Genomic DNA, 19,682 nt, shown 5'->3' with positions numbered 1-19,682 from the left:
TTTGTTACAGCACTTGTGCTGCTTGTGAAGATAGTAAACGGTACCAATCATCAACAGTTGGACGTTCTGCTAAATCTGCAAAAGTGATTTCTTTCCCTTCGCGGCGCCACTTCTCTACTAAACTCATAATTCTGACCGAATCAAGTCCTCTATTTAATAAGTCTTCATCAACTTCAATACTCTCTACTGGCTCACGGAGTAGTTGTGCAACTAGTTCATGTACTTTCTGTAAAGTGATTCCTTCACTCTCATCGCTTTTTACACTTTGTAAATCTTTTAATAGTAAGTTTGTTGATGTCGTTACTGCACATCTATTTGATGCATACTGCAATGCTTGTTTATGATGCTCTAGTGAAAAATCAGCAACTGCATCTGCTACAAAAAATGGCTCTATACCATCCATAAATGCTTCACAAGCTGTTAAAAGGCAGCCAATATGCGCATAAATACCGCAAATAATAAGTTGATCTCTTCCCTGCTCATTTAAAATTTCTAATAGATTCGTCTTTTTAAATGCACTATATCTCCATTTGGTTAGGAATATATCATCCTCATCTGGAGTAAGCTCATCGACAATTTTCTTTTTATCTGGTCCAGCAGGAATACCGTCACCCCAAAAGTCTTGTAATAACCCTCGTTGTTCTAACGTTTGTCCACCAGGTTGTGCTGTATAAACAACTGGTATACCAAGTTCCTTGCATCTTTCTCTTATCACCTTAATATTTGAAATTAGTTCTACTTTTGGCGATTCTTTATCGCTATATGCATCAAGAAAATATTCTTGCATGTCATGGATTAGAAGAACCGCACGTTTCGGATCTGGCGTCCAATTCACTTTATTTTTTGGTAGTTCTGATTCAATTGGCATTTTATATACTGAAATAGATGGGATAGCCATCTAATCACTTCCTTCCGATTTTTATTATTGTTTTACTGTAATAAGTTTTTCAGCAATGACTTTACGTAATTCTTTTTTGCTTACTTTTCCAACACCTGTTTGTGGGAATGATTCAATAAATTCAATTCGATCTGGAATCTTATAAGCTGCTATACCACGTTCTCTTAAGAACATTTTTAATTCGTTTGCAGTTAGGACTTGTCCACGAGCGATAACAAAAGCGCAAGTGCGTTCTCCTAAATAATCGTCAGGCATAGATACAATTGCTACATCATGTACTGCATCATGTGCTAATAGATGATTTTCAACCTCTTCCGCAGCAACCTTCTCACCGCCACGATTAATTTGATCTTTATCTCTTCCTTCTACAATGATGTAACCTTGTTCATTTACTTTCACAAGATCTCCTGTACGATAAAATCCATCCTTTGTAAATGATCGTGCATTATGCTCTTCCGCTTTATAATAACCACGAATTGTATATGGCCCTCTTGTTAATAAACTTCCTACTTCACCGGGTTTTACATCGTTATCATTTTCATCAACAACCCTTACTTCATCGAATGTAGACATCGGTCTACCTTGCGTATGAATAATGATTTCTTCAGGATCATTTAATCTTGTGTAATTTACTAACCCTTCTGCCATACCGAACACTTGCTGTAACGTACATCCAAATGTAGGGCGAATACGCTTCGCAACTTCGGCACTAAATTTCGCACCTCCTACTTGAATAACTTGCAGGCTCGATAAATCGTCGTTACGGGAAGATGCTGCATCAAGCCAAATCATTGCTAATGGTGGAACGAGCGCTGTAATCGTAACTTTTTCTTTTTCTATAAGAGCAAATGCCTCATCTGGACTACCTCCAGTTGCCAATACTACTTTTCCACCCGCATAAAAAGTTCCAAATGTCCCTGGAGAACTCATCGGGTAATTGTGTGCTACTGGAAGAACTGCCATATAGACACTTTCTGCATTTAAATTACAAATGTCAGCGCTAACACGTAAACTATAAATATAGTCATCATGTGTTCTAGGAATTAATTTAGAAAGTCCTGTCGTCCCTCCTGATAATTGGAGAAACGCAACATCACTTGGCTGAACTTCTGGTAACGGAATCGGATCCATATAAAGATCAGTTATGTTCACGAATTCTTCTTCTTCCCCCACTACGATTACATGTTGTAAAGCGGGAACTTTCTCTTTCACTTCTCTTGCTAGTTTTCGGTAATCAAAGCCGAGAGCCTTATCTGAAATAATGTAAGCACTCGCCTCACCGAACTCGCAAAAATAACTAATTTCACTACTGCGATGAGAAGGTAGTGCAAAAACAGGAAGTGCTCCAATGCGAAATAGCGCAAAGCATATTTCGAAAAACTCTATAATATTAGGCAACTGGATTACAACTCGGTCCTCTTTCTTTATTCCTAAATTCAGTAAACCTGAAGCTAAGCGATCTACCTTTTTATCAAGTTCACTATACGTTATATGCGTATTACTACTTACAACCGCAATTTGATCCCCATATTTTTCAGCGCGTTCTTTTAACATCGAACCAAATGTTTCTCCAAGCCAACACCCTTCTTCTCGATAGCGATTGGCAAATTCTTTTGGCCATTCCGTATAACCTATTAACATTCTTTCTTCCCCCTATTTTTCATTCAGCGAATTATCTCTTAACCCTAAAGCCTTCAACATTGTTTGGAACTTAGCTGATGTTTCTGCTAACTCATCTTCTGGCTTTGATTCAGCAACAACTCCAGCACCTGCATATAAGCGAAGTGTATTCTCTTGCACTTCAGCACAACGAATTGTAACAATCCATTCGCCATCTCCATTTAAATCGCTCCACCCTAACATTCCTGTAAAGAATTCACGGTCAAATGGCTCAATTTTTTGAATAGCCTCTCTCGCTTCTTCCATTGGAGTTCCGCAAACTGCTGGCGTAGGATGAAGAGCAATTGCTAATTCTAAAGAAGACGTATTTGGGTCCTTTAGTTCACCTTTCACTTCCGTAGACAAATGCCACATTGCTTCACTATGAATAACTGAGGGTTTTTCTGGAACATGTAATATATGACAGTAAGGGCGAAGCGCAGCGGCAACCGCTTCAACTACTACCGCATGTTCATGTAAATCTTTTGGAGAAGAAAGTAATTCTTCTGCCCTTCTTTTATCTTCTACTGGATCCTCACTTCGTGGTCTTGAGCCAGCCAACGGATTAGAAATTACTTGCATACCATGACGTGAAACAAGTAATTCAGGACTTGCTCCAATTAACGTCTTACTGTACTCGTTTTCATCTTTCGGCAAATTAACAGCAAATGTGTAGCCGTGCTTATTATGTTCCGCTAATTCACGAAGTAGTTTTTGTTGATCAATTTTCTCGGAAGACTTAACATCCAACGATCTAGATAGAACGATTTTCTTTAAATCTCCGTCCTGAATTTTTGCTATTCCTTGCTTCACACCATCCATATAAACTTCAGGAGCTGGAACCGGTGTCATTTCAAATGTCAGTTTCTCATTTCGTTTTATCTCATTTGTTGTCTCTAACTGTAAACGCTCAGTAATTCTACTATGTTCTGGTACGATAAGTTGAACTTCTTTTCTACGATCAAAAGGCAAAGCACCAACAACGATAGGATTCGGATTTCCGGCTTGTTTTGCATTACTTAATACAGCTTGTACAAGTTCTGGAAAGCTTTCAATTTCACGATGTTTTACTGTAGTAAACTCTCCTTCTGCTAATATTGTTCGAGTTGGTGAAGCGAAAAAGAATGAAGATTCTGTCTTGTAATCTTCTAAAAGTTTTTCTGACAGTTCCTTTACGGCTGTAAGTTCATTCATAGTATAATAACCTCCTGAATTTTTTATTAAGCTCCTAATGTAGCTCCGCCATCGACACATAAATTGTGCATTGTAATATGACTCGCTTTATCAGAAGCTAAAAACAATACTGCTTCAGCAATTTCTGAAGGTTGTGCAATTTTTTGTAACGGAATACCGAGTCTATATGTATTTTGAGAACCAGCAATTATATTTTCAGCTCCATTCTCATCAGCCCATAGTAATCTTTGCATTTCAGTTTCAGTAGAACCAGGAGAAACTAAGTTGCAGCGAATATTGTATGCTGCAAGCTCTAATCCTAAACACTTCATAAACATTGTCGTTGCGGCTTTTGATGCAGCGTACGCAGCCATTTCCATTCTCGGAGTATTTGCCGCATTTGAACCAACTGTAACAATTGCCCCTGACCTTCTTTGCATCATATGTTTACTTACTGCTCGAGACATATAGAAAACTCCTGTAGAATTTACAGAGAAGGTTTTATTCCAATCTTCATCACTTAAAGAGTGAATTGGTCCCATACGTAATACCCCTGCAACATTTATTAATATATCTATTGGTGCTATATCATTTTCAATACCGTTTACCATATCTTCAACAGCGGTACTATCACTCACATCTAAATGAAATGTTTTCATACGTGTTTCATTTAATTCATTTTCATTTAAGAGTACATTTAACCCCTCTTCATTTTGATCAACCGCAATAACTGTAGCTCCTCTTTCTAAAAACATTTTGGCAACAACACTGCCTATACCTTGAGCTGCACCTGTTACTAAAACCGTTTTTCCATCAAATTCCCCTAAGTTCATTTCCTCTATCCTTTCATTTGAAAATTAATCTAATTAAACAAATAGCAATAATGATAACGATTATCACTATCAATGTAAAAAATAATACACTTACTAAACTAATTGGTCAAGTGTACTTTTCATCAAAATATTATTCATTGATAATGTTTTTCATTTAATATTCTTACATCGAAATGATAATCTTTCTCAATAAACTTGTCAACCTATTTTTATTTTTCAGATAAAATATTTTAGTACTTCTCAATACAATTACATCTAAAAGCATTAATAAGTACTTACATTAAAAAATTTAATTCGTACTCCTCTTTTTAAAACTGAAGAAGATAAACTGTAGATACCTTCATTTACAAAGCCTTACCAAAAACTCAAGTATATATTTTCTCAACATTTTTCTGAAAATATCGAGAAAGTATATCTTGCAATTACCGATGCATGTCGTGTTTATAATTTAAGATTTAATAAGTATTTCGCATATAATATATCAATTTATTATATTCCAATATAATCCAAACGGATACTTTACTCATTTTTTTGCCTCTAGAAAATTCCACATGTTGTAATTCATAAAAAAGCACCCTATTAAATAGGGTGCTTTTTAGTAAACATAGTGTTAAAGAAGATTTATATACTTACGCTACACTGCGATACTCTTCTTCTTTTTCTTTTTTCTGCTTAGGCACTTGGATTAAAAGTGCGATAATAAATGATACGACACATAATACGCCGATCACCATGAAAGTTGGTTTGAATCCACCTAGAACTGCACCGATAAAGGAACCAGCGAGCGCTCCAAATCCAAATCCTTGATACACAATTCCGTAGTTCTTACTATGGTTTTTCATACCGTAGAAATCACCAACGATAGCTGGGAAAATAGTGATATTTCCACCAAAGCAAAACGCTACACTTGCTACACATACGAAGTAGATACCATAATTTAAATCTACGAAACTTAAAACCAAGACTGAAGCTGCCATAACAACAAATGTACCAGTAACGATTTTTAAACGACCGATTTTATCTGATAACGGTCCTAAAATAATACGACCTAATGTATTGAAGATTGCAACCATAGCCACCGCATTAGCTGCTGTCGCTGCGCTAAGCCCTACAAGTTGAACACCAATGTCTTTTACCATACCAATTAAGTATAAGCCACTCATACATGATGTAAATAACATAATAAATAATAAGTATACTTGTTTTGTGCCTAACATTTCTTTCGTTGTATATTCCTGAGTTTTTGTTTCATGAACTGCTCCTTGATCTGCAGCTTGATGGATTAAACAAGCGCCAAGGACAATCATAGCTGTAACAATTAAACCCCAGTATATAAACGCTTGTGATACACCAACTGATTCAATTAACTGTGCGTTAATATATTTAAAAATTAAGCTACCTGAACCATATGCAGAGACAGAAATACCAGCAATTAAACCTTTACGCTTTGGAAACCACTTTATTAAATTGGATAATGAAGTGATATATGCTGTACCATCTGCATAACCTACAACAACCCCTGCTAGTACATAAAGCAATATTAATGAGGAAGCTTGTGAACTAAGTATTAATCCAATTCCTAATGCTAGTCCAGCTATCATAATAAGTTTACGAAGTCCCCATTTTTCTTGCAATTTACTCGCAAACAAAGTTGAAAACGCTAAAGACAGGCTAGTAATTGAGAAAGTTATAGCAACAGCGTTAAGACTCCAACCGTATTTACTCACTAAGGGCTGATTGAATAAACTCCATGTATATATCGTACCAAGCCCCATTTGTACTATGACTGTTCCAAGGACAACAAGCCATGGATTAACCGATGATTTTTTCATACCATCTCTCCTCCTCTTTCTATTTCAATGCTATTCGCTAAATATGCTTTTTTTATTTTTATTTTCGCCACCTCATTCGACTTAACAACTTCATTGTATAGGATGTTTTCGCTTATGTAAGCACTTACAAGATGGAGCGTCAAAAATATGGAATCAGTTACAGAAAACGAAGGGTGAAATACAAAAAACTACTTGTTAAATACGTAGTAGTTTTTATAATGTTTTACATCAATACGACTTATGTGTGTTTTCATATCCTCTTTTATACAAAGTTATGCGCCCTGTTACACCATGGCTGGACTTCAAAATTTTGATTATCCTATATAAACAAAAAAACACCATATTCTTTTTAACTCCCCAGCTTTATAACATGTTGCGTCTATATTTCTTAATACAAATCATTTAATAGTCTTGTAATCTGGCTTCTCGTTACAATGCTTGTAATCAAAAATCCCACCATTTCCACTTCCGTATATCTTGTTTTTCTAACGAAACATACAAAAGTACAACGTTTTTTACAATTTTCTACATAAAAACAGAAAATATATAATTCATTTACATAATTTTGCACTTTAATTTTTATTAAACAACAAATATTTTATTGATAAATAAAACTAAACATTCACTAATATATCTATACGTGGTTTAATATATATAATAAACAAACATTTCTGACTTTTATAAGGAGGTACTATGAAAGCAAACGTAGGCGATACTATACTATTTCAACGAAATAACTTAAAGATCACAGCATCTGTACTAAAACTATACACTGAATCGGTCTTAGTTGAAGTCACAGATGTAAGCGGTGGTACTTTTGAATTTGACCGAACAATTGTAAATCATAAAAACTATAAAATTTTAAATGCAAATAAATAAAACAATACAATACAAAATAGCCCCTGCTTAACAGCGGAGGCTATTTTGTATAATAACAATTCATTAATTTACATATCCTAAAACACTAACAATCTTGCTTGCTTTTAAATTATTAATATAATAATAAATTTCTAACCCTCTTCTCTCAGCTCTTAGCACTTTACCTTTCATTTTTGATAAATGCTGCGAAACAGTCGATTGAGGAATATTTAATATTTCTGTTAATTGTGTTACATTACAAGTTTTGCGTGCACTTAATTCATTTACAATTTGTAATCGTATTGGATGCGCCATTATTTTTAAAATATCCACATCTTCTTCAGTTACTAAACTTTTTTTTATCTCGCTCGTATATGTTGTCATAAGACATTCCCCTTTTATTTGAATTCCTTTTTATTAAAATCTGCTTCTAAATAAAATATTATCTCTAAATATACAATTAAGACCCTTATATAGAAATAATAGGATTTTGATTATTTAAAAACAGCAATACTATACAATTTCATCTATTTGGTACATATACATAATACAATTTCAATTTGTGCTCTATGTGAAGTTAGCATAAATTTATAATGAAGATTTTTCAAACAATTCACATCTAACTATATACTTCCTCATAATACTATCCAGTGATTTTAACATATTTTAGGCATTTGTATATACTATTGCAAAACACATTAATATTGAGGGGGACTTTATATGCCAACACCGTCACAAGAACAAGTTGAAGAAGCTCGTGAAACATATGTCAGTCGTATTATTTTAGTTGGTGGTTCAGCTTTATTTTTAACAGGTGGTGTTATATCTGCAATTTCAGCCTTTAAAAGTTATAATCGTTTGGCAAATACGCCACCTTCTTCAAATGATTCATAATTGCATCATTCATTCCTTTAAATAATAAAGATGCCGCCTCTACTATAGAGACGGCTTTATATAAAAACATTATTAAATTCATTTGAACTTAATTGAAAAAACGTTATAACAATTTGGTACAATGTTCAAAGTAAGGATAGATACTTTCAATTTGACAAGCTTATTTCACCACAAACCTCGTCTGACTACACCCATCCTTCTGCTTCGTTACTTCTAATACAGCTGGCATTGCATTTTTCAGTTCTTGAACGTGTGAAATTACACCGATAAAGCGACCTGATTTTTGCAAGTCGATTAGGGCGTCAACTGCTTTCGTTAATGACTCTTCATCTAATGAGCCGAATCCTTCATCGATAAACATCGTTTCGATGGAAATACCACCCTCATACGCTTGAATTACATCTGCCATTCCAAGTGCTAAACAAAGTGATGCGTTAAATTTCTCACCCCCAGATAATGTTTTTACATCTCGGGTTTGACCTGTATATGCATCATATACATCTAATCCTAATCCACTTTGTCGATTCCTCTTTTCAACTCGTTCGCTTCGTTTTAAATAAAATTGTCCATTTGATAATTTACGTAGTCGTTCGTTCGCAATTTGAACAATTTGTTCTAAATACTCAATTAAGATGTAACGTTCAAAGGATATACGACTATCGTTATCCCCTTTCATTACTTCATATAAATCAACAAGTTCTTGGAATGCTTTTTCTTCCTCATGAATTTGTTCATCAATTCGTTTAATATTTTCATGTAAATCCGTAATATATGATACGGCATTTTGAGCACGTTGTCGTTTTTCTTTAATAATATCAAGGCTAATTTCCAATTCTTTCACTTGCTCATCTAATGAAGAAATGTCCATATACTCTTTATCTTTTAAGTCTGCTTTTAATTCTTCAATTTGTTTTGTAAGTACTTCTAGAGATGAGTAATAACTTTGGATTTCTTGTTGTAACTTATCCATCTCAGCATTATTTAATTTGGATTCTTTATATGTTAATTGATCTGTAAATCCGCTTTGTTCTAGCTCTTTCATAAAGCGTGTGAACGTCTCTTCTTTCTTCTCTTTTGCACTATTAAATTGATTAGAAGCATTATCATGTTCTGCTTTAATACGTATATTTTCATTTTGCCAATGTTGATACGCCTCTTGTACTTTCTCCCATTCATCTTCCATTAACCTAAGTTCTTGCAGAGCTTGGTCAAACTGTACTTTCCAAGCTTGTACCGTTTGCAAGCTTTCCGGAATATTTTGCTTATCATGTTCATATGACGTACGAAGCTGCATACACTCCATTTCAGTACGGTGCTGCACAGTTTCTACTTCACGCTTTTGTTTCTGGAGTTCTTCTACTTTTTCTTCTACGCTTTTTATATTCACAGCAATTTGCTTACGCGTTTCTTCACTTGCTTTTAACGCATTAACTTCTGCTGCTAATTGCTTTCCTTTTTGAACGAGCGCACTATATGTTTCTACTAATTCTTCTGAGCGATAGCCTCGCTTTAGCACTTCTTCTATCACTTGTTCATATTGAACTCGATAGAAATTCCACTTTTCTTCTAATTGAACATGTAATTTTTCCGCAATAGTTTTCTTTTCTCTTAGCTCATTTAACTCTTTTTCATCAATTGCATTACTTTGCTCTGTAGCTTTTTTCGGGTGGTCCATACTACCACATACTGGACAAGATTCACCATCATGTAAATGAAGAGCTAATATACCAGCTTGTTCACTTAACCAGCGGCGTTCCATATTTTCATATGTACTAACTGCCTGTTGCATCTTATGAAACGCACTTTCTTTTTCTAGCTCGTATTTTTGTTTTTCTTGCCATACATCATATGCCTGCTTTAATACTTTTGCATCTTCTCGCATATTCGTTAGTTCTTCTACTTTAGCTACATATTGTTCAAGCGCTGCTTCTAATTGCTGTAATTCGCCAGACATTCTATGTTTTTCATTTTTATGCGCTTCTAGTTGTTCATCTAACTTTTGCATACCTTCTTTTAATTTTCCTATGTGAATTTCAGCATTTTGCAAATTTAACTTTTTCTCAGCTAATGATGCAATAATTGGCTGTAACTCTTCTAGTCTTTGAACTTGTTTTTTAGCATTTTCTCGCTCGGATGCCTTATTCTTTAATGCTTCATATTTCTCCTGAGCAAGTGCAAAACTGTTCATTATATGCTCTTTTTTTGCGATTATCTGTTTTAACAAACTTTCAGACTGCTGTTCATATTGCATCGCTTCCTCATGCCATTGCTCAAATGGTAATAATCGCTTCGCCTGTTCCGCATGTTTAAAAGATTTTTCTTTCATTTCGATTACGGCACGGTTTTCTTGTAAAATACTGTACTTCTCATTCTTTTGTTCTAAATCTTTGAATTTCTCATTTACAGCTTTTGCTGCATGAAACCGTGCCTCTGCTTCTTTTAATTGTTTCGTTTTGTCATTTTGTTCTAAGTGTAATTGCTCAACCTCTGCATTGTACCAAATTGTTTCTTGTTCTAATGCCTCTACTACTTGATGTGTATTTACATGCTCTTGCTCCACTAATGTCTCTAATAATGCCCCATCACGTATTGGTAATTTAAATACATTACGGAAATATAGCTCACGTTCTTTTTGTTTTTCTTGTAAGACGTCTTTCCATTGTTTACGCTTTTGATCTAATATCTCACGCATTAATTTATAACGATCTGTTTTAAAAATGCGGCGTAGTATTTCTTCTTTATTTTCCGTTTCAGATGTTAATAATTTTCGGAACTCTCCTTGCGGTAACATGACAATTTGGCTAAATTGATGTTTACTTAATCCAATTAAATCTTCAACTTTTTTATTTACATCCGTTACATGAAAACGATCGACACATGGAACTTTCTCCTCATCAATTACTTCATATAATTCGACTGCATGTCCTGTAATTGTTTTATTTCCTTGTTTTTTATGGCCCAGTTGTCGTTTAATTTCATAACTTTTTCCTTTTAATTGAAAAGTTAATTCCACACTTGTATAAACATCATCATCAGCAAATTGGCTACGAAGCATGTTAGTATCACTGCGCTCTTCTCCACTAGCTTCTCCATATAATACATAACAAATTGCATCAAAAATCGTTGTCTTTCCAGCTCCTGTATTTCCAGAAATAGCGAAAATACGATGCTCACCAAGATCTTTAAAATCGATTACTTCTTTCTGTTTATATGGACCAAACGCGGTCATTATAAGCTGAATCGGTCTCATCCTCGCTCACCTTCCCGTTCTTGCACTGTTTGCAAAACATCTAAAAATAAACGTTCTTTCTCTTCTGATAGATCTAGCCCTTTCATTTCTTTATAAAATGCTTTTAAAAGAGATAAATCATCCGTTTTATGTCTTGAAACAGTTACTTCATTTTCATCTGTGAACTCTCGTCTTTGAATAGATCTTTCAACATGCATTGCATTTGGGTATACAGAACGTATTTTTCCCATTGGCTGCAAGACAGGATTTTCATCTAATAATTTCACAAATACATAATCTTCACTCACTGGATGAAGCAATAAATCGTCTATTTTCGCTTCTACTGTACGCATTTTACGACGTGGTGTAAGTAAACGTTTTTCAATTGTTGTTTCACCTTTTTCATCCAGTTCCACAATATAATATCCTTTTTTATGCTTTTCTTCAGAAATAGAATATGCAAGTGGTGAACCTGAATAACGAATTGTCTCATTACGTACAAAATGCGCTTGATGTAAATGGCCAAGCGCCGTGTAATGAAATTTATCAAAATAATGGCTATTTACATATTCAGCACCACCAATTGAAAGTGGTCGTTCCGCATCACTCGTATTTTCCTCTGCCTCTCCTGAAGAAGTTACAAATGCATGTCCTACAAATATGTGTCTCGCTTCTTTATCCATCGTTTCAGAGAGTTCGTTCATAAAAATACGCATCGCATCATCATGAGAACGAACATCTTCATTTTTCAATATATGTCTAACAATACTTGGATCTGCATACGGAACGAGATGGAAATGAACCTCTCCGTATTCATCATTTAAAACAACGGGATTGTATGGAAACTGGAATTGTCCAACAATATGTAATCCTTGTTTTTTCATTAAATTACTACCAAAATGTATGCGGTCCGGACTATCGTGGTTTCCTGCAACTGCAATTATTGGTGTTTGTAAATCAATAACTATCTTTTGTAATACATCATTTAATAAGTCTACTGCTTCTGTAGGTGGAATTGCTCGGTCATATAAATCTCCTGCAATAATTACAGCATCCGGTTTTTCCTCTTCAACAGCTTGTACAAACTGATCTAACACAATTTTTTGATCTTCAGTCATATATACACCATGAACAAGCTTACCTAAATGCCAATCCGCTGTATGAAAAAACTTCATATTACCCTTCTCCTTTTAGTTTACTGATTGTAGTGAAACAAGCTGATAGTTTAGTGTAGTTTTTCCGTTCTCCCATTCTAACTTTTGGACAATTGCACTACCGATTCTTTCTTCGTTTGATTTATATAAAGGCAATATTTCTTGAATAGTAAATAGATGATAACCATCTAAAATTAATTGAAATAAATTATCTTCTATATGTAATCTTACTTCTTTTTCATTTGAAATAATTTTTGTATGCATCTCAAATTTCATGCTAGATACAACCCCTTTTTTCTAATCTCTACATTTTAATAGTATAGTGGTCATGCAAGATTGACAAGTAAATACACCGCGATGTACATACTTTTTTAATTATAAATATTTTATGTTTTTTTATATGAAATACGGTATGTGAAATTATTAATCTACAAAAATAAAAATGCCCTTTCAGGCATCCTTATTTTTGTAAGTACTCTTTCATAACGTAGTACAATACAGTTATTAAGACAATCGCTACAAAAAACGCAAATACGGCCACAACATACCCATCTTTATTTAATAAAAAGCATATGGAAATAGATATTATAAAAATCGGAAACACGAGACGTACCTTAGCCTTCACTTCTTCTGTCGTATCTGTATGATGAAAATACTGTGTAATTCCTACCATAAGAGATGACAAAATAATAACCGACAATAGTAAAGGTCCTGGCATTCCGATCTCTCCTTTCTCTATTTCTAATTATATACAAACCCCGCGCTCTTTAAAAGTTAGATAATTCAGCCTTTTAACTTTTTCTACATCCACTCTTTAATTTACGCCACGTATACTAACTCAATATAAGTTATACATATAATAGCGCCTTCAACACGACATTTTCAAATAATAGCACTTACAGTAATGTTGTAATATTCCTCTTCATTCTCTGAAATCCTGCAAATATAACTCGTCAAAATATGCGATAAATACTAACACTAAGCACCTAATTTAGACAAAAATTATAGAGGACATTTCAGCATGTATCAAGAAATAAGAATAGAAAGATAAGTAAGGGAGGATTTATAATGACTGAACACGTTTTATTTTCTGTTAGCGAAAACGGCGTTGCATCTATTACTTTAAACCGTCCAAAAGCACTTAATTCTTTATCCTATGACATGTTACAACCAATTGGGCAAAAACTTAAAGAATGGGAGCAAGATGAGCGTATTGAACTCATCGTTTTAAAAGGAGCTGGGACGAAAGGTTTTTGTGCAGGTGGTGATATTAAAACGCTATACGAAGCACGTTCTAACGAAGTTGCATTACAACATGCAGAGCAGTTTTTTGAAGAAGAATATGAAATTGATACATTTATTTATCAATACAAAAAACCAATTATCGCTTGTTTAGATGGAATTGTAATGGGCGGTGGTGTCGGTCTGACAAATGGAGCGACGTATCGAATTGTAACAGAGCGTACGAAGTGGGCAATGCCTGAAATGAACATCGGTTTCTTCCCGGATGTCGGTGCTGCTTATTTCTTAAATAAAGCGCCTGGATATACTGGTCGATATGTTGCTTTAACGGCATCTATTTTAAAAGCTCCTGATGTATTATATATTAACGCTGCTGATTACTTTATGACATCAGATTCATTACCAAATTTCCTTACCGCACTTGAAAATGTAAATTGGAAAAAAGAAGATGTACATACTCATTTAAAAGAAGTTATTCGTACATTTGCAACTGCTCCAAACTTAGATGGCAATCTTTCTTCCTCAGTAGAAGAAATTAATTCGCATTTTGCATTCGATACAATTGAGGGAATCATTCAATCGTTAGAGAAAGATCAAAGTCCATTTGCCCAAACAACGAAAGAAAAGCTATTATCCAAATCCCCTGTTTCATTAAAGGTAACATTAAAACAGTTTATTGATGGCCAAGAAAAGTCAGTTGAAGAATGTTTCGCGACAGATCTTATACTCGCTAAAAACTTCATGCGACATGAAGATTTCTTTGAAGGAGTACGCTCCGTTGTAGTTGATAAAGACCAAAATCCAAATTATAAATATAAACAATTAAGTGATGTTTCAGAAGAAGATGTAAATCGATTCTTTAACTTACTTAACGCTTAAACAAAGAGGCCATATATTGTAGCACACTCTCAGCTACTCTATATGGCCTCTTCTTTTTAGTTAAATAATTTTAAATATAATTTAATTTTATTTAACTAAAATGTATGTTAAACTAACGTTAATCGAATTTTCTAAAAACAAAAAAAGGAAGGCGGATAACATTATGGAAAATTTTTTTCTGTTTATTATTATGTCTATATGTCTTATTATTCTACCCGGTCCTGATACAGCAATGGCTACGAAAAACACATTGATTGCCGGCAAAATCGGCGGCGTAAAAACTGTTTTTGGTACTTGTGTTGCGCTTTTAATTCACACTTTAGCTGCTGTAATTGGTCTTTCAGCACTTATTGTAAAGTCTGCACTTTTATTTTCTATTTTTAAATATGTTGGTGCTGTATATTTAGTCTATATTGGTATTAAAGCCCTTTTAGCAGTAAGAAAAACAGAAGACTTAAATACAGATGACATTCCAATAAATAATGATAATAAACATACTTCTTGCTTTCGCCAAGGGTTTCTTACAAATTTACTAAACCCTAAGGTTGCAGTCTTCTTTTTAACTTTTTTACCACAGTTTTTAAATCCAAATCATAATACATTTATACAACTTCTCGTTATGGGACTTACTTATCTCATTTTAACAGTCATTTGGTTTGCTTTTTATATATTTTTAATTGATAAAATTAGTGCTTTTATGAAAAAACCGAAGACACAGCGTTATATTCAAGGGATTACAGGAATCGTCTTAATTGGGTTTGGTATTAAATTAGCCTTTGAAAGAAATAGTTAACACAATACAAACGAAAATACACTACTCCATTATGAGTAGTGTATTTTCGTTTGTATTATTTTTATAATGAGTGGGAATGCACCCCACTCATTATCATTTCACTTTATTAAAACCAGCGCTCAGTTACAACTTTTTTACGTGTATAAAATTGAACGCCATCCGTACCATTTGTACCAAGATCTCCAAAGAATGAAGCTTTGTTTCCTGCAAATGCGAAGAATGCCATTGGTGCTGGAACATTAACGTTTACACCAATCATACCAGCATCAATATTGTCTCGGAATGTTTGTGCATGTTTTCCATTTGATGTATAAATAACAGCACCATTCGCAAATTTCGATTGATTTGTCAGCTTAATACCTTCTTCTAAATCTTTTACTCTTACAATACTTAATACCGGAGCGAAAATTTCATCTTGCCAAATTTTCATTTCTTGATTTACACCATCAAAGATTGTTGCACCAACAAAGTAACCTTCTCCAACTTCTTCATTGATTTTACGGCCATCTACTAGTAAAGTTGCTCCATCTGCTACACCACTATTAATATAGCCTAAAACACGTTCTTTATGAGATTCACGGATTAATGGTCCAACATAATTATCTTCGTTGAAACCGTCACCTACTTTTAACTTCTTCGTTTCCGCTACTAATACATCAATGAATTCATCAGCAATTTCATCAACTACTGCTACTACTGAACATGCCATGCAGCGCTCTCCACTACTTGCGAACGCAGACCCAATTACACCTTGTACTGTTTTCTCAAGGTTGCAATCTGGCATAACAACCGCATGGTTTTTCGCACCTGCTAACGCTTGTACACGTTTACCATTTTTTGTACCAGTTTCATATACGTAGCGTGCCACTGGCTCAGAGCCAACAAACGAAACTGCTTGAATATCTTTATTTTCTAAAATACTATTTACAACATCTTTTCCGCCTTGTACTAAATTTAATACCCCTTTTGGAAAACCAGCTTCATAGAATAACTCTACAAGTCGCTCAGCTAAAAGTGGCGTTCTTTCAGATGTTTTTAATACGAATGTATTACCGCAAGCAATTGCAAGTGGGAACATCCATAATGGAATCATCATCGGGAAGTTAAACGGTGTAATACCAGCAACAACTCCGATTGGATAGCGCCAAATCGATCCATCAATTCCATTAGCAATATTCGGAAGGGCTTGTCCCATCATTAAATTTGGTGCTGATGTTGCAAGTTCTACCGCTTCAATACCACGCTGTACTTCACCAGTTGCATCCGTTAGCGTTTTACCGTTTTCTAGCGTAATGATTTTTGCAAGCTCTTCTTTATTTTCTTGTAACAGTTGTAGATATTTGTATAGTTGTCTTGAACGATTTGGAACTGGCACTTTAGACCATGTTTTGTATGCCGCTTTTGCCGCTTCAACAGCTTTTTCAACATCTTCTTTTGGAGAAAGTGGAACGTAAGCGATGATTTTTCCGGTTGCCGGATTCGGAACCGCTTCTACTTCCGTACCAGTAGATTCTACCCATTCGCCATTAATATGATTTTTCACTCGTTTAATTTCAGTTGTAATCATTATATTCTCTCCTTTTTTATCATGGTTTTTATAAGTGCACTATTTTTGATTAGAAATTAATTGTTCGCTAACTTTCTTATATAAAGCAGCCATATCGTTTTCACCATATCCTGCCTCACTCGCTTCTTCATATACGTTTAATAGCATCTCACTTACTGGTAAGTGAAGTTCACTTTCTTTAGCTAAATCTACCGCAAATCCTAAATCTTTCTTTAATAAATTTACAGTAAAGCCAGGCTCATAATTTTCTGATGCAATGAAACTTTTATAATTACGCTCATAAATTCTACTTTGACCGTAACTTACATTTAAAATATCAAACATTTTATCTAAATCCATATTGTTCTTTTTCGCTAATGTTAAAGCTTCACTCACACCAGCTGTATAAAAACCAATTAATAGATTGTTAATTAATTTAACAGTTGTACCACTATCAATCTGCTCACTAACATGGAAAACATTCGCTCCAAGCACTTCCATGACAGATTCAGTTTTCTCATATACTTCTTTCGATCCACCAACCATAAACGTTAATGTACGGTTTTCTGCACCAATTACCCCACCGCTAACAGGTGCTGCTAAAAAGTCTACTTTCTTTTCCTTCGCCGATTCCTCTAATTGTTTGTTTAATTGTGGAGATACTGTACTTGTATCAATTAAAGCTACATTCGAGTGGCTATTTTCAAATAATCCTTCTTCCCCAAAATATACCGCTTCAACAGCACGAGGTGATGGTAAGCTTGTAAAAATCACATCGCATGTCTCTGCTAGTTTTGAGATTGATAGGCCGATAATTCCTCCTTCTTTTTCAAAGGAAGCTTCCGCCTCTTTATTCAAGTCCACTCCATATACTGTGTAGCTAGATTTAACTAAATTTTTAGACATTGGAAGACCCATGTTACCTAAACCGATAAAACCAATCTTTTTCATATCGCTTTCCTCCTATTTACACAATATATTTCCCGCGATTTATAATAACTTTCGCAATATCTCTCTTTTTCGTAAATAAGTTTGAGTATAAAGGCACTAATAATTGACGGATTTCAGCTAATATTTCTTGTCTATTTTGTTCTTCTGTGACAGCTGCTGAAAGAATGGAAATCGCGGCTTCTTCTACTTTACGATATCCTTCTTCACAAATAACATCTGTTATCATTTGTTTCGTACGCTCTTTTTCCTCACCATTTTTACTAACTGCTTTCCTCGTACGTAAAAATGCTGATTCCATGACGTACACGTCCGTCAACATATTTGATAATACGCGTGAATATTCTTGCTCTTGCTCAATTTTTAAACCTGGAGTTTTAGAGAGCGTTTTCAAAGATTGTTTCAACAATTTTTTCGCTAATAAAATGTAACGATGGTTTCTTTCTACATTTGCCACATCAATTTCTACTTCAGCATCTTCTATTTGCTCGATTTGCTTCATTAACATTTTTGCAACTGTTAATCTATTAATTTCATTCGTTCCTTCAAAAATACGACTAATCCTAGCATCACGATATAATCGTTCTACTTCGTATTCTTGCATATAACCGTAACCACCATGAATTTGTACAGCTTCATCTACGATATAAGCAAGTGTTTCAGAAGCGTTTACTTTATTCAGTGCACATTCAATTGCAAATTGGGACATTTTTTTCATAAGATCTTCATCACTCTCATGAATTGCTTCATCAATTACACCCGCTGTACGGTAAGCTGCACTTTCTGCTCCATATGTAGAAATAATCATATTGGCAATTTTCTCTTGAATCATCGTAAAATCTACTAATTCCGTTTGGAACTGTTTTCGCTCTTTTCCATATTGAACTGACAAACCGATTGCTTGTTTTGCTGTTCCAATATTTCCAAAAGCAAGTTTTAGTCTAGCGAAGTTAAGAATATTAAGAGCTACGTGATGCCCTTTCCCAACTTCCCCTAAAATATTTTCAGCGGGGATGACAACATCTTCTAAAATAAGCGTCGCTGTTGAAGATCCTTTAATCCCCATCTTCTTTTCTTCTAATCCTATTGATACACCTTCACATGTTCTTTCGACAATAAACGCTGTCATTCCTTTATTTGTCTTCGCAAAAACAACGTATACATCTGCCATATGAGCATTTGTAATCCACTGCTTCTCACCATTTAACTTCCAAGCAGTAGCATCTTCATTCAATACTGCACTCGTTTTTGCACTTAATGCATCAGAACCAGCATTTGGCTCAGTTAAAGCATAAGCCCCAATCCATTCTCCAGACGCAATTTTCGGCAAATATTTTTCTTTCTGTTCTTTCGTTCCATAATATATGTAAGGCAACGTACCTACACCGGCGTGTATATTAAAAGAAACGCTAAATGCACCAGCGTAACCCATTTTTTCTGCTACAAGACCTGAGACAGCCTTTCCTAACTCGAATCCGCCATAATCTTCTGGTACCTCAATGCCTAATAATCCAAGTTCCCCAGCTTTCTCAAATAATTGACGAGAAACTTTATAGTTATGTTGTTCAATATTCTCAATTTGCGGGACAATTTCTTGTTTAACGAATTGTTCTGTCGTTTTTGCAATTAAATCTTCATCCCCTGAAAAATCTTCTGGTGTAAAGAAAGTATTATTCACATCTTTATTGAGTGAAAAAAATTCATCCCATGGTAACTTCGTTTTCTCCATCTGAATCCCCCTATC

The 19,682-nt window shown here is 34.6% G+C and carries 17 protein-coding genes; 4 read left to right on the top strand and 13 right to left on the bottom strand.

The window, feature by feature from the left end:
* Positions 1-4: 4 nt before the first annotated feature.
* The 5 genes from NSQ08_RS10140 to NSQ08_RS10120 form a co-directional block, all read right to left on the bottom strand.
* A complete protein-coding gene (locus NSQ08_RS10140; protein WP_002012770.1) occupies positions 5-898 on the bottom strand; it encodes an isochorismatase family protein in 894 nt (297 codons plus the stop codon).
* A 24-nt stretch (positions 899-922) separates the two neighbouring features.
* Positions 923-2,539 carry a (2,3-dihydroxybenzoyl)adenylate synthase gene (locus tag NSQ08_RS10135; RefSeq protein WP_002192926.1) on the bottom strand — a complete coding sequence of 539 codons (1,617 nt, stop codon included), beginning with the start codon at positions 2,537-2,539 and terminating at the stop codon, positions 923-925.
* 12 nt (positions 2,540-2,551) lie between these two features.
* The gene (gene dhbC / locus NSQ08_RS10130) at positions 2,552-3,751 is read right to left on the bottom strand and encodes an isochorismate synthase DhbC (RefSeq protein WP_088039335.1); all 1,200 of its coding nucleotides are present in this window, start codon (positions 3,749-3,751) and stop codon (positions 2,552-2,554) included.
* Positions 3,752-3,777: 26 nt separating this feature from the next.
* Positions 3,778-4,563: a 2,3-dihydro-2,3-dihydroxybenzoate dehydrogenase gene (gene dhbA / locus NSQ08_RS10125; RefSeq protein ID WP_098168156.1), complete on the bottom strand. Its 786-nt coding sequence runs from the start codon at positions 4,561-4,563 to the stop codon at positions 3,778-3,780.
* Between the two features lie 629 nt (positions 4,564-5,192).
* A complete protein-coding gene (locus NSQ08_RS10120; protein WP_002085734.1) occupies positions 5,193-6,395 on the bottom strand; it encodes an L-lactate MFS transporter in 1,203 nt (400 codons plus the stop codon).
* 693 nt (positions 6,396-7,088) lie between these two features.
* Between NSQ08_RS10120 and NSQ08_RS10115 the strand changes: the two genes are divergently transcribed.
* A complete protein-coding gene (locus NSQ08_RS10115; protein WP_002012762.1) occupies positions 7,089-7,274 on the top strand; it encodes a YkvS family protein in 186 nt (61 codons plus the stop codon).
* A gap of 63 nt (positions 7,275-7,337) precedes the next feature.
* Here the strand turns inward: NSQ08_RS10115 and NSQ08_RS10110 are convergent, their stop codons facing one another.
* On the bottom strand, positions 7,338-7,637 hold the full coding sequence (locus NSQ08_RS10110; RefSeq protein WP_002012759.1) for an ArsR/SmtB family transcription factor: 300 nt from the start codon (positions 7,635-7,637) through the stop codon (positions 7,338-7,340).
* Positions 7,638-7,973: 336 nt separating this feature from the next.
* On the opposite strand from NSQ08_RS10110, the gene NSQ08_RS10105 reads away from it, so the two are divergent.
* Positions 7,974-8,147, top strand: a complete 174-nt coding sequence (locus NSQ08_RS10105; RefSeq protein ID WP_002157923.1) for a hypothetical protein — start codon at positions 7,974-7,976, stop codon at positions 8,145-8,147.
* Positions 8,148-8,307: 160 nt separating this feature from the next.
* Here the strand turns inward: NSQ08_RS10105 and NSQ08_RS10100 are convergent, their stop codons facing one another.
* The 4 genes from NSQ08_RS10100 to NSQ08_RS10085 all read right to left on the bottom strand — a co-directional run bounded on the left by NSQ08_RS10100 (position 8,308) and on the right by NSQ08_RS10085 (position 13,248).
* Complete coding sequence (locus NSQ08_RS10100; RefSeq protein WP_340774163.1) at positions 8,308-11,397, bottom strand: SMC family ATPase; 3,090 nt, start codon at positions 11,395-11,397, stop codon at positions 8,308-8,310.
* A complete protein-coding gene (locus tag NSQ08_RS10095; RefSeq protein WP_340774157.1) occupies positions 11,394-12,551 on the bottom strand; it encodes an exonuclease SbcCD subunit D in 1,158 nt (385 codons plus the stop codon). Before NSQ08_RS10095 ends, NSQ08_RS10100 begins: the two co-directional genes overlap by 4 nt.
* A 15-nt stretch (positions 12,552-12,566) precedes the next feature.
* Positions 12,567-12,806 (bottom strand): DUF2584 family protein, encoded by a 240-nt coding sequence (locus tag NSQ08_RS10090; protein WP_002085739.1) that lies wholly within the window; start codon positions 12,804-12,806, stop codon positions 12,567-12,569.
* Between the two features lie 184 nt (positions 12,807-12,990).
* Complete coding sequence (locus tag NSQ08_RS10085; protein WP_002012747.1) at positions 12,991-13,248, bottom strand: hypothetical protein; 258 nt, start codon at positions 13,246-13,248, stop codon at positions 12,991-12,993.
* A 350-nt stretch (positions 13,249-13,598) separates the two neighbouring features.
* Here NSQ08_RS10085 and NSQ08_RS10080 point away from each other — a divergent pair, with 350 nt between their 5' ends.
* Together NSQ08_RS10080 and NSQ08_RS10075 are read left to right on the top strand one after the other, a co-directional pair.
* Positions 13,599-14,651: an enoyl-CoA hydratase/isomerase family protein gene (locus NSQ08_RS10080; RefSeq protein WP_002065275.1), complete on the top strand. Its 1,053-nt coding sequence runs from the start codon at positions 13,599-13,601 to the stop codon at positions 14,649-14,651.
* 160 nt (positions 14,652-14,811) lie between these two features.
* Positions 14,812-15,444, top strand: coding sequence for a LysE family translocator (locus NSQ08_RS10075; protein ID WP_340780095.1), 633 nt, complete (start codon positions 14,812-14,814; stop codon positions 15,442-15,444).
* Between the two features lie 106 nt (positions 15,445-15,550).
* Here the strand turns inward: NSQ08_RS10075 and NSQ08_RS10070 are convergent, their stop codons facing one another.
* The 3 genes from NSQ08_RS10070 to NSQ08_RS10060 are packed head-to-tail and all read right to left on the bottom strand — an operon-like array spanning position 15,551 to position 19,667.
* Positions 15,551-17,011, bottom strand: coding sequence for a CoA-acylating methylmalonate-semialdehyde dehydrogenase (locus NSQ08_RS10070; RefSeq protein WP_340774147.1), 1,461 nt, complete (start codon positions 17,009-17,011; stop codon positions 15,551-15,553).
* 39 nt (positions 17,012-17,050) lie between these two features.
* Positions 17,051-17,941, bottom strand: a complete 891-nt coding sequence (locus NSQ08_RS10065) for an NAD(P)-dependent oxidoreductase (RefSeq protein ID WP_002031851.1) — start codon at positions 17,939-17,941, stop codon at positions 17,051-17,053.
* A 16-nt stretch (positions 17,942-17,957) separates the two neighbouring features.
* The gene (locus NSQ08_RS10060) at positions 17,958-19,667 is read right to left on the bottom strand and encodes an acyl-CoA dehydrogenase family protein (RefSeq protein ID WP_340774142.1); all 1,710 of its coding nucleotides are present in this window, start codon (positions 19,665-19,667) and stop codon (positions 17,958-17,960) included.
* Between the last annotated feature and the right edge of the window lie 15 nt (positions 19,668-19,682).

The sequence above is a fragment of the Bacillus sp. FSL E2-8887 genome (assembly GCF_038007205.1).
Classification (GTDB): Bacteria; Bacillota; Bacilli; order Bacillales; family Bacillaceae_G; genus Bacillus_A; species Bacillus_A mycoides.
Note: the sequence above shows the minus strand (reverse complement) of the source record. Positions and strands in the feature narration are given on the sequence as shown.

Excerpts from the sequence above, each read along its gene's own strand:
- NSQ08_RS10110 (WP_002012759.1), bottom strand. The coding sequence starts at position 7,637 with ATGACAACATATACGAGCGAGATAAAAAAAAGTTTAGTAACTGAAGAA.
- NSQ08_RS10060 (WP_340774142.1), bottom strand. The coding sequence starts at position 19,667 with ATGGAGAAAACGAAGTTACCATGGGATGAATTTTTTTCACTCAATAAA.
- NSQ08_RS10100 (WP_340774163.1), bottom strand. The coding sequence starts at position 11,397 with ATGAGACCGATTCAGCTTATAATGACCGCGTTTGGTCCATATAAACAG.
- NSQ08_RS10135 (WP_002192926.1), bottom strand. The coding sequence starts at position 2,539 with ATGTTAATAGGTTATACGGAATGGCCAAAAGAATTTGCCAATCGCTAT.
- NSQ08_RS10140 (WP_002012770.1), bottom strand. The coding sequence starts at position 898 with ATGGCTATCCCATCTATTTCAGTATATAAAATGCCAATTGAATCAGAA.
- NSQ08_RS10085 (WP_002012747.1), bottom strand. The coding sequence starts at position 13,248 with ATGCCAGGACCTTTACTATTGTCGGTTATTATTTTGTCATCTCTTATG.
- dhbA (WP_098168156.1), bottom strand. The coding sequence starts at position 4,563 with ATGAACTTAGGGGAATTTGATGGAAAAACGGTTTTAGTAACAGGTGCA.
- NSQ08_RS10080 (WP_002065275.1), top strand. The coding sequence starts at position 13,599 with ATGACTGAACACGTTTTATTTTCTGTTAGCGAAAACGGCGTTGCATCT.
- NSQ08_RS10095 (WP_340774157.1), bottom strand. The coding sequence starts at position 12,551 with ATGAAGTTTTTTCATACAGCGGATTGGCATTTAGGTAAGCTTGTTCAT.
- dhbC (WP_088039335.1), bottom strand. The coding sequence starts at position 3,751 with ATGAATGAACTTACAGCCGTAAAGGAACTGTCAGAAAAACTTTTAGAA.
- NSQ08_RS10115 (WP_002012762.1), top strand. The coding sequence starts at position 7,089 with ATGAAAGCAAACGTAGGCGATACTATACTATTTCAACGAAATAACTTA.
- NSQ08_RS10105 (WP_002157923.1), top strand. The coding sequence starts at position 7,974 with ATGCCAACACCGTCACAAGAACAAGTTGAAGAAGCTCGTGAAACATAT.
- NSQ08_RS10090 (WP_002085739.1), bottom strand. The coding sequence starts at position 12,806 with ATGAAATTTGAGATGCATACAAAAATTATTTCAAATGAAAAAGAAGTA.
- NSQ08_RS10065 (WP_002031851.1), bottom strand. The coding sequence starts at position 17,941 with ATGAAAAAGATTGGTTTTATCGGTTTAGGTAACATGGGTCTTCCAATG.
- NSQ08_RS10070 (WP_340774147.1), bottom strand. The coding sequence starts at position 17,011 with ATGATTACAACTGAAATTAAACGAGTGAAAAATCATATTAATGGCGAA.
- NSQ08_RS10120 (WP_002085734.1), bottom strand. The coding sequence starts at position 6,395 with ATGAAAAAATCATCGGTTAATCCATGGCTTGTTGTCCTTGGAACAGTC.